Origin of the sequence: Minwuia sp. (assembly GCF_048263705.1) — a bacterium.
GTDB lineage: Bacteria > Pseudomonadota > Alphaproteobacteria > Minwuiales > Minwuiaceae > Minwuia.
In genome coordinates, this window is record NZ_JBLXDV010000026.1 from 1 (window position 1) to 7,475 (window position 7,475).

Consider the following 7,475-nt stretch of genomic DNA (forward strand, 5'->3'; position numbering starts at 1 on the left):
TATCGCAATGCAGTTGAGAGGTTCTTTAACAAACTCAAACACTTCCGCGCCATTGCAACTCGATACGAAAAACACCCTGAGAACTATCTCGCGCTCATCAAGCTCGCATCAGTGCGCATTTGCTTGAGGACTTATGAGTCGGTGACCTAGATCAGTCCCGGCTTTGACTGAATCGCCGACTCTCGGTGCGTTTGACCGTTTCAATCAAATGCTGGACCGCTCTGGACCGGGGCGCTCGACGTGGCGGCTCTCAGCCTTTCGCGGACCTTCGCATGGTCGGAGACCGCATAGCAGTACAGGCACCCGTGGGCGCAACTGTCATAGGTCCCGATATCGCGCGATTCGGCGCAATCGCAGCCGGGACGGTTGCCCTTGGCCTTCGCTCTGAACCGTGATCCGCCAACGCGCTGCAGACGTTCGGCATCAACGCATCTCGCCGGTTTCAGCGGCCCGGTCAGCAGATGCGGCTGGCTGCACAGTGTCGGTGCCATGCCGCGCTCGACGGCCATCTCCGCCAGTTCGTGCAGCAATGCCTTCTTTCGATTGTCGTCGGGGTCATCGACGGCGAGACCGGCGGCGTGCCGCTTCAGGTTGCGCTTCGACTTGGCATAGAGCGTTGCCGCCGAGAAGGTTACCTCGTCGACAAGTCCGGACAGCCGGTCAGCCATCTGCGCGAAATTCCGGCGATGGAAATCCGCGTCCGTGAGATTCGTCCAGATCACGGGATCGTAGCGCCACACGACCGTGCCCGGCCCGTGGTCCGACACGATGCGGCGAATCTCGGCAATCGCGTGCGCGGCGGGCGGCACGCCGGTTTCCAGCATCGCGGGATAGCCGGTCACCGTGTACTGAACGATGAAGGGGGCTGTCTTGCGTGCCCGCGCAAGGCCTGCGCGAAAGGGCTTCGCGTTCCGGGTCCAGAAGATGAATCCGTCCACGTCGTCAGGAGCCAGGGACACCCGATAGTCCTTGCCGCTGTAGGGATTGCGGACGGTCGCGAGGCCCGCGTCGAGCTGACCGAGAAACCGCGGCCCGTGAAACGCCGGCAGGTCGGTCCGGTAGCTGGCCGATATGATCAGTGGCCGCCGCCCTGCTTGTCGAATGCGCCTTTCTGCTCGGCGGTCGCCGGCGTCATGAAGGCCGATTTCCATTCCTCATAGGGCATGCCATAGACCCGTTCGCGTGCTTCTTCCTTGGTCAGGTCTTCGCCCTTTTCCTCGGCGGCTTCGCGATACCAGTTCGACAGGCAGTTCCGGCAGAACCCGGCCAGGTTCATCAGATCGATGTTCTGCACGTCGGTGCGCTCGCGCAGATGGCTCACCAGCCTGCGAAACGCGGCAGCCTCCAGCTCGGTCTGTGTCTGCTTGTCCATTGTCGCCTCCTTCTGAAGTCTGCCCCAGAGATAGGGTGTGACCGGCATCAGTCCAATCCGGCGCTTGTGTTTTCGACCAGTTCGGCCACGACGGCCTTTAGCGCGGTGCGGTCGTCGTCGCCCGCCGCGAGCCGGTCCTCGAAGGTCTTCATCTGGCGGTTGGCCGAGGTGCCGCGCATCGCGATGGTGCGCGCATGCCGGACCTCGTTCTGGCAGCCCAGCGCCTCGGCGTCCTCGGCGATCAGTTCGAGAATTTCCTCGATCAGATCGGCGAAGGGCACCTGTGCGCCACGCCCGAAGTCGACCAGCTTGCCCTGCGCGCCATGCCGCATGGCCAGCCAGCGGTTCTCGCGGATCAGGGCCGCCGGATAGATGCGCCAGCGCTGATTGGATCGCTTCAGCCGCCACAGCATGCGCAGGATGCACAGGTAGAGGGCGGCGACCGTGATCGCGTCATCGATGTCGGTACAGACATCGGCGACGCGCATCTCGATGGTCGGGAACTTGGCGCTGGGGCGGATATCCCACCACAGTTTCGAGGCGTCCTCGATGACGCCGACATGGATGAACTGTTTTACCAGCCGGTCGTATTCGGCCCAGGATCCGAAGGCCTCGGGCATGCCGGTACGCGGCAGCGCGTCGAAGACGGTCAGACGATAGGACTGCAGGCCGGAACGCCTTCCCTGCCAGAAGGGCGAGGAGGTCGTCAGCGCCAGCAGATGCGGCAGGAAATAGCGCGCCTGGTTCATCAGGTCGATGCGCAGTTCCTCGTCCTCGATGCAGACGTGCACATGCATGCCGCAGATCAGCAGCCGCCGGACCACCGACTGCAGATCCCGCGCCAGCGTCTCGTAGCGTTCCTTGCGCGTGGGATGCTGCAGCGACCATTCCGCGAAGGGATGGGTGGAGGCGGCGGCAAAGGCCAGGCCCTCGCTGGCGACCGCGTCCCGGACGGCGCGGCGCAGTTCGGTCAGCGAACGCCGGGCCTCGGAAACCGTCGCGCAGACCCGCGTGCCGACCTCGATCTGCGCGCGCAGGAATTCCGGCGTCACGATCTGGTCGGGTGCGGCGGCCTGTGCCCGTTCCAGCACGCTTTCGGGCGGATCGGCCGCGAGATCCATCGTCTCCGGATCGATCAGCAGATATTCTTCCTCGATCCCGAGGGTGAAGCTGGGTTCATCGCTCATGGCTCAATCCTGACCGAAGAACCGGCCCGGCGACAGGCTTTCCTTCAGCGCTTCGGCGATCAGGTCGGCCCAGCGCTCGGCGTCCTCGACCGTCTCGATCAGGTCCTGGCGGATCTCCAGGGCGATGTAGGGACGGCCCGGATCGATCGCGTGCGTGAAGATCGAGAAGGACGGCGGCTGGTCCACCGAATAGGGCTGGTTGTCACCGGTCACCAGATCGTCGCGCAGCCGCAGCCAGGTCAGCAGCGCGTCGCTCTCCGGGCTGTTGCCGTCATGCAGCACGCCCAGATGCCAGGGGCGCTGGTGGTCGCCGATGCGCGGCGTGAAGCTGTGGATGAACAGCAGCACCGGCGTGGCATCCCCGAAGCCCGCGATCATGGTCTCCAGCTGGCCGTGATAGGCGCGGTGCCAGTCCAGCCGGCGGGTGCGCTCGGCCGCGCTCAGGTCGCTGTTGCCGGTGACATGGGTGCCGTCGGAATATTCGGCGATGGCCGTCGGGTCGTCGGGGTACCGGTTCAGATCGACGAACAGGCGGGAGGCGCCTCCCATGATTGCCGGCGCGTCCAGCAGGTCGGCCAGCCGGCGCGTCACCGCTGCCGCGCCGACGTCCCAGGCGATGTGCTCGAACATCTTCTTGTGCGCAATGCCCAGCGATCCGCAGCCGCGCGGCAGCGCGTTGGACGCATGGTCACAGACCAGCAGCGCCCGTGCGCCGCCAGTCCGGTTCAGCACATGGAAGGGCGGCGGATCGACATCGGCCACCGGTCTGAGCGTCATGGGATCGAACATGGCTGCGATGGATAGCGCGCGCTGTGGCAGGTGCCAAACGATTGTTTGACCCGGGCCGGCGGGGACGTTCTGCGCACCCGTCTGTTCCCGATTCGCTCTCGGCTGTTTATACAGGTCCGATGGATGACGCATTTGATCTGGGCGCGGCGGAGCCGGCGGGCGCGCGACCGCAGCATTTTCCCTATCTCGACAGCCTGAACCCGCCGCAGCGGCAGGCGGTGGAAAGCCTCGACGGACCGGTGCTGGTGCTGGCCGGTGCGGGCACCGGCAAGACGCGCGTGCTGACCACGCGGCTGGCGCACCTGCTCAATCTGGGCAAGGCCCGGCCCTGGGAAGTGCTGGCCGTGACCTTCACCAACAAGGCCGCGCGCGAAATGCATGACCGCGTGGGCCAGCTGATCGGCTCGGCGGTCGAGGGGGTCTGGCTCGGCACGTTCCATTCCATCGGCGTGCGCATCCTGCGCCGCCATGCCGAACTGGTGGGCCGCCGCAGCAACTTCACCATTCTGGACGACGACGATCAGCAGCGCCTGATCAAGCAGTTGCTGGAAGCCGAGAACATCGATTCCAAACGCTGGCCCGCGCGTGCCTTCGCCTCGGTGATCGACGGCTGGAAGAACCGGGGCCTGATGCCCGACAAGGTCGACGCGGAGGACAGCGGCTTTGCCGACGGCAAGGCCAAGGCGCTGTACGGGATGTATCAGGACCGGCTGCAGACGCTGAACGCCTGCGATTTCGGCGACCTGCTGCTGCTGACGACCGAACTGTTCAAGGCCAACCCGGACGTGCTGGCCGACTATCACCGCAAGTTCCGCTACATCCTGGTGGACGAATATCAGGACACGAACGTCGCGCAGTATCTCTGGCTCAGGCTGCTGGCGCAGGGCTCGAAGAACATCTGCTGCGTCGGCGACGACGACCAGTCGATCTATGGCTGGCGCGGGGCGGAGGTCGGCAACATCCTGCGCTTCGAGAAGGATTTCCCCGGTGCGCAGGTGATCCGGCTGGAACAGAACTACCGCTCGACGCAGGCCATTCTGGACGCGGCCTCCAGCGTGATCGCCCACAATGAGGGGCGTCTCGGCAAGACACTCTGGACCGACGTGCCCGGCGGCGAGAAGGTCACCGTGATCGGCGTCTGGGACGGCGACGAGGAAGCCCGCCAGATCGGCGAGGAGATCGAAGCCCTGCAGCGCAAGGGCGAGAGCCTGCGCGACATGGCCATTCTGGTGCGCGCCACCTTCCAGATGCGCAGCTTCGAGGACCGGTTCATCGAGATCGGCCTGCCCTATCAGGTGATCGGCGGCGTGCGCTTCTATCAGCGCGCCGAGATCAAGGACGCGACCAGCTACCTGCAGGTCATCGCGCAGCCCGACAATGATCTGGCGTTCGAGCGGATCGTGAACACACCGAAGCGCGGGCTGGGCAACGTCACGATCCAGAAACTGCATCAGATCGCCCGCATCGAGGAGAAGTCGCTCTATCAGGCCGCGGTCGATATCGTGGAAACCGAGGAGCTGGGCGCGAAGGCACGCACCTCCCTCAAGGGCGTGCTGGAGAATTTCAAGCGCTGGCGGTCCATCCGCGACGATCTCAGCCCGGCGGAACTGGCCGAAACCGTGCTGGAGGAAAGCGGCTATACGGACATGTGGCAGCGGGACAAGACTCCGCAGGCCCCGGCCCGGCTGGACAATCTGAAGGAAATGGTGAACGACGCCGCTGGGCACGATACGCTCGCATCGTTTCTTGAGCATGTGGCACTGATTCAGGCCAACGACCAGTCTGACGAGATTGAAAAAATCTCGATCATGACACTGCACTCTGCAAAGGGATTGGAGTTCGATACGGTTTTTCTGCCTGGTTGGGAGGAAGACGTGTTCCCAAATCACCGCGCATTGTTGGAATCGGGCACGGTCGCGTTGGAGGAAGAGAGGAGACTCGCTTACGTCGGTATAACGCGCGCTCGGCAACGTTGTTTTATCAGTCATGCAGCTAATCGGCGGATGTTTGCCAAGCCCGGTTCGGGTGACCGGGGAATTCAATGGGTGTCTTCCATCCCCAGCCGTTTCATCGACGAACTGCCCGAAGACGGCATCGAGGTCCGTGCCGAAACCGGCCTCTACGGCGCGCAGGCCGGTGCCTATGGCGGCGGTCTGAATCAGGCGCAGGGCGGCTTCGTCTATGACGCGCCCTGGATCGCGGCGACCCAGCGCCTGAAGGAACGCGGCTATCGCGCCGGTGGCTATACCAGGGGGAAAACCATCGACGGCACGGCGACACGGGTCGAGGCGCTTGAGAGTCCGAACCGTTTCGAGACCGGCCAGCGGGTGTTCCATCAGAAGTTCGGCTACGGCGCGATCGAGGCGATCGACGGGAATCACCTGGTGATCGCGTTCGAAAAGGCCGGCAGCAAGAAAGTCGTCGCCGCCTTCGTCGATCCGGCCTAGGGCGGAAACAGTCTGAATGGTTCCATTCAGACTGTTTCCAAGAATGGCAACCACCTGTGCAAGTTGCGTTATCTGAGTTTCATGGTGATTCCATGAAACTGAAAACCGCTCTAGTTATCGGGCCAGTTGGGCATCACGCGACGCATGTACTCGTGAAACATCGGTACCGTGAAAGCGGTATCGCCATGCGCTGGCGAATAGATCATGCCCTTCTTGATCAGATTGTTACGTGTCGGTGCCACGGAGCGGACATCTACTCCGATCGCTTCGGCAATGTCACCGGAGCGTTGCCGACCTTCGCCAAGTTCGGCGAGCGCGCGCATATATCGTCGTTCAGCAGGGGTGCATCGATCAAACCGAACACGAAAGAAGCTCTGATCCAGTTCCTCAATGGCCTTGATCGCCGCCAGATTGACTATGCGGTCGTCAATCGTTTCATTCTCGGCCAGATTCCAGGCCTCGTAGGCCCACTGCTGCAGAAAGTACGGGTAACTCTGAGTTTGCTCGATGATCTTCTGCAAGGCGTTCTCCCTGAAGATGACGCCTTCGGCCATGGCCGGCTGTTCTACGGCGGTTCGCGCGTCTGCCTCGTCCAACGCTCCGATTTCCGGGAATCTGAAAAGCCTTTCAGCATATGATTTCGAGTTGCCGGCCAGCCCGTGAATCTGCGGCAGGCCGGCACCGACAAGTATCAATGGTAACTGGCGCTGGTTCGTAAGGTGGATCGCCATGATCAGGGCGCTGAACTCCGCGTTCGAGAGATACTGCAGTTCGTCGACGAATATGGCGATCGGTACGTCGGCCGCCCTGGCAGCTTCTGCCACAACGCGGACCAACGCTGGCAAGTCGGCTTCCAGATCGCCGCTGTCCGCTACGCCGCGTTCGGGATTCATGCTGATGTCAAAGGCGACATCCCCAACCGACACGGAAACGGATTCGACGAAGCTTTTCAGAACGCGCAGGCCACGGCGCGCCGCTTCCTTTCCGGTTTCGATCCAACTGAGAGAATGCAGGATCGTGCGCAACGTCGGTGCCAGAAGAGCGGGAAGGGACTTGCCTTCGTGTGCTTCAATGAAAGCGGTTTGATAGCCGATCTCCTCGGCGCGCATATGAAGACTGTTCAACAAGACTGTTTTCCCCACGCCACGCAGACCGACAAGGATCAGACTTTTTTCCGGACGGCCGACAGCTATTCGCTGGAGCGCAATTTTGCCCTGATCCAGAATAGGCTGCCGACCGGCCAGCTCCGGCGGGGGGGTTCCGGCACCCGGAGCGTACGGATTACGCACAGGATCCATAGCAAGTTTATCCATGTATAGTTTATTTCTGATATAACTTAGTAAACTGAGTATATGATTCGCGCAACGTGCAAATGCGTTCGAACATCGCCGCCTTCGTCGATCCGGCATGAAACCGTAACGACCGCAGAGATTAAGGGGTTTCGCGGCACTGCAACAATTTCTTCAAAAAAGCGGTTGACCCGAAAGGCGGACAGGGCCTATAAGCCGCCTCCGCCGAGGGAACACATCCCGACGGCGGGGGCGCTCCGGTCTTCGGGCAGGGGCGCTTTCTGGTCTCAGCGGCGCAAGCCGGGACGGGCCACGCTCTTTGACATTGTTGTTTATTGGAAGGGGATATGCGGCTGGCGGTTTTGCTGGCTGGTGTTTCTGGCGGGCTTTT

6 protein-coding genes and 1 pseudogene are annotated in these 7,475 nt (G+C 62.4%); 2 read left to right on the forward strand and 5 right to left on the reverse strand.

Annotation, left to right across the window (positions count from 1 at the left end):
• Nucleotides 1–150: pseudogene (locus tag ACN0X7_RS20090) on the forward strand (IS5/IS1182 family transposase); the annotation flags it as partial.
• Between the two features lie 50 nt (nt 151–200).
• On the opposite strand, the gene ACN0X7_RS20095 reads toward ACN0X7_RS20090, so the two are convergent.
• The 4 genes from ACN0X7_RS20095 to ACN0X7_RS20110 are packed head-to-tail and all read right to left on the reverse strand — an operon-like array spanning nt 201 to nt 3,336.
• Complete coding sequence (locus ACN0X7_RS20095) at nt 201–1,151, reverse strand: DUF1848 domain-containing protein (protein ID WP_417520249.1); 951 nt, start codon at nt 1,149–1,151, stop codon at nt 201–203.
• Complete coding sequence (locus ACN0X7_RS20100; protein ID WP_417520250.1) at nt 1,076–1,372, reverse strand: DUF1244 domain-containing protein; 297 nt, start codon at nt 1,370–1,372, stop codon at nt 1,076–1,078. Before ACN0X7_RS20100 ends, ACN0X7_RS20095 begins: the two co-directional genes overlap by 76 nt.
• 47 nt (nt 1,373–1,419) lie before the next feature.
• Nucleotides 1,420–2,559, reverse strand: a complete 1,140-nt coding sequence (locus tag ACN0X7_RS20105) for a carboxylate-amine ligase (RefSeq protein WP_417520251.1) — start codon at nt 2,557–2,559, stop codon at nt 1,420–1,422.
• A 3-nt stretch (nt 2,560–2,562) separates the two neighbouring features.
• The gene (locus ACN0X7_RS20110) at nt 2,563–3,336 is read right to left on the reverse strand and encodes an N-formylglutamate amidohydrolase (protein ID WP_417520252.1); all 774 of its coding nucleotides are present in this window, start codon (nt 3,334–3,336) and stop codon (nt 2,563–2,565) included.
• Between the two features lie 131 nt (nt 3,337–3,467).
• Here ACN0X7_RS20110 and ACN0X7_RS20115 point away from each other — a divergent pair, with 131 nt between their 5' ends.
• Nucleotides 3,468–5,795, forward strand: coding sequence for an ATP-dependent helicase (locus tag ACN0X7_RS20115; RefSeq protein WP_417520253.1), 2,328 nt, complete (start codon nt 3,468–3,470; stop codon nt 5,793–5,795).
• A gap of 110 nt (nt 5,796–5,905) precedes the next feature.
• Here the strand turns inward: ACN0X7_RS20115 and ACN0X7_RS20120 are convergent, their stop codons facing one another.
• Nucleotides 5,906–7,108, reverse strand: coding sequence for an AAA family ATPase (locus ACN0X7_RS20120; RefSeq protein WP_417520254.1), 1,203 nt, complete (start codon nt 7,106–7,108; stop codon nt 5,906–5,908).
• Nucleotides 7,109–7,475 lie beyond the last annotated feature (367 nt).

Excerpts from the sequence above, each read along its gene's own strand:
- ACN0X7_RS20105 (WP_417520251.1), bottom strand. The coding sequence starts at position 2,559 with ATGAGCGATGAACCCAGCTTCACCCTCGGGATCGAGGAAGAATATCTG.
- ACN0X7_RS20115 (WP_417520253.1), top strand. The coding sequence starts at position 3,468 with ATGGATGACGCATTTGATCTGGGCGCGGCGGAGCCGGCGGGCGCGCGA.
- ACN0X7_RS20100 (WP_417520250.1), bottom strand. The coding sequence starts at position 1,372 with ATGGACAAGCAGACACAGACCGAGCTGGAGGCTGCCGCGTTTCGCAGG.
- ACN0X7_RS20120 (WP_417520254.1), bottom strand. The coding sequence starts at position 7,108 with ATGGATAAACTTGCTATGGATCCTGTGCGTAATCCGTACGCTCCGGGT.
- ACN0X7_RS20110 (WP_417520252.1), bottom strand. The coding sequence starts at position 3,336 with ATGACGCTCAGACCGGTGGCCGATGTCGATCCGCCGCCCTTCCATGTG.
- ACN0X7_RS20095 (WP_417520249.1), bottom strand. The coding sequence starts at position 1,151 with ATGGAAATCGGCCTTCATGACGCCGGCGACCGCCGAGCAGAAAGGCGC.